The organism is Ferroacidibacillus organovorans, from assembly GCF_001516615.1.
GTDB lineage: Bacteria > Bacillota > Bacilli > Alicyclobacillales > SLC66 > Ferroacidibacillus > Ferroacidibacillus ferrooxidans_B.
The window spans coordinates 1-1868 of the sequence record NZ_LPVJ01000022.1 but is presented as its reverse complement, the minus strand read 5'-3'; the positions used below and the strand labels follow the sequence as shown (position 1 = coordinate 1868).

General features: G+C 46.3%; 2 protein-coding genes. Both read left to right on the top strand.

The window, feature by feature from the left end:
- Positions 1 to 416, top strand: a 416-nt coding sequence (locus ATW55_RS06995; protein ID WP_153005046.1) for a sensor histidine kinase, incomplete at its 5' end; no start/stop codon positions are given.
- Positions 417 to 421: 5 nt separating this feature from the next.
- Entirely contained in the window at positions 422 to 703 is a 282-nt protein-coding gene (locus ATW55_RS17180; RefSeq protein ID WP_423742956.1) for a zinc-ribbon domain-containing protein, read from the top strand.
- Positions 704 to 1868: the final 1165 nt, after the last annotated feature.

Genomic DNA, 1868 nt, shown 5'->3' with positions numbered 1-1868 from the left:
TCCTCCACATGGAATTCATGAGGCAATTATCTCAAGAGATCGCACGCATCGATAGGTGGGTCTGGTTTTACGCTTACTTTAATTTGATCGATAACGCAATCCAATATAATCGAGAGGGTGGATATGTTGACGTTCGGATTGTGCCGGAGGAGACACATGCTCGAATATCGATTTCAGATTCGGGACTAGGCATTCCGGCTTCGGAACTTCCATTTGTCTGGGATCGACTATATCGAGTCGAAAAATCAAGGTCGCGTCAGTTGGGCGGTACGGGCCTGGGGCTAGCCATTGTGAGACAAATTGTTGAACAGCATGGTGGTGTCGTCGAGGCCATGAGTGAGGAAGGGATTGGCAGCACGTTTTCATTCACGCTCCCACTGAGACGAACTGAAGGGAGAGGGGGAACCGCATCTTGAAACGGATGGACTGGGTAATCGCTACTGCGCTTGTGATCATTGGGCTATCTTGCTTGGTCACGGCCGCCATTGGATACAGTAGTTACAGCATGGTCGGTATGATGTACTGGATGCCGATGTCTATGTTTTTCCCTGCATTTCTGCTGATAGCCATGGTGTTGGTGGGGTTGTTTTTCGTCTATAAGATGATGAGGAGCAATTCACAGCGATGTCCGAAATGTAACGCCACAGTACGTTCGGATTGGAATGCTTGCCCGCGTTGCGGTACGTTTCTAAAGGAACAATAAAAGTCGCATTTCATATTTCCGTTAAATTGGAAATAGTGATGTGACCTTCATACCGAGATAACTCATTTGATCTGACGGTCAAGGCGGTAAGGACGGCGATGGAAGTTCGCGAAAGAAAGACCCCTCGCTCGCAGGCTATTCCTCCAATAAGGAGTGTAACAAACCGAGCCGTAGTGATCGAGCAATACCATGAAGTTACCGCACGTGGCCGAAGAAATTGAAAAATACCGCGCCAAAGCGGGGCGGCGATTCATGGGTAGTCATTCGATGCAAACATACCTGTGCTTAAGATAGGGTTTTTTTCTCTTCTCGTTCGTCTGCAATGTAAAGGACTTTTTTAACTGAACTCTTGCCACCCGTTCCTGAGTCGGGCTCCTATTGCTTCAATCGATAATTTTCCTCTATGAGATCAGCCACTTGTAATTGCAAAGCCCTAATCTCATGTTCGGACTGGCCGCCGACAGACTGGTGATTTGTTTGATGGGCAGGCGTCTGCGAATCAGTGTTTTTCTTACCAAATATTCCTTTCATACAAATCACATCATGGCAGGACAAGCTAAATACGCCAGTGGCAATAGATTCATATACAATCCCCCCTTGTATTAGTTCCATGCGTAAGTCGCAAAGCCGGGTGTACCCCCCGGCCAGACTCAAGACATTTTTCGAATGTTGGATGATCCACTTTGAGGAGGATCGTTCCCTTGTAGAACATCCATCAGTCTCATGTACTCCTCAATCGAAATCTCACCCTTTGCAAGACGAATTTTCAATGTGTCGATGGGTGAATTTTGAGTTACCCCAGTCGGTTGCGTTGACTGGTTTTGATTGCGCTTGGAACCCCAACTCCCGCCACAACAACTCATGGATGAATCCCTCCTCATATTTGACACCATGGTAACTTTAAATTATGGAGAAAGTTTGTAGAAGGACGCAGGGAGAACTCATTAAAAATTTTAAATCGTTAATGCATACCGAGAAACTCAAAATCATGGATTATATATGTTTGCCCGTAGGTTTCGAACAAAGGGCTCCATGGTTTCTCCATTATTACAGGCTACAGTGTAGGTAAGCATACAAGGTGGGGATTAAATAACTCAAGTTTCGCACCCCTACGCAGCCAGACGAGCCTTGAGTTTACTGGGCAGACAGGCTAAAAAGTGTTGCA

Excerpts from the sequence above, each read along its gene's own strand:
- ATW55_RS17180 (WP_423742956.1), top strand. The coding sequence starts at position 422 with ATGGACTGGGTAATCGCTACTGCGCTTGTGATCATTGGGCTATCTTGC.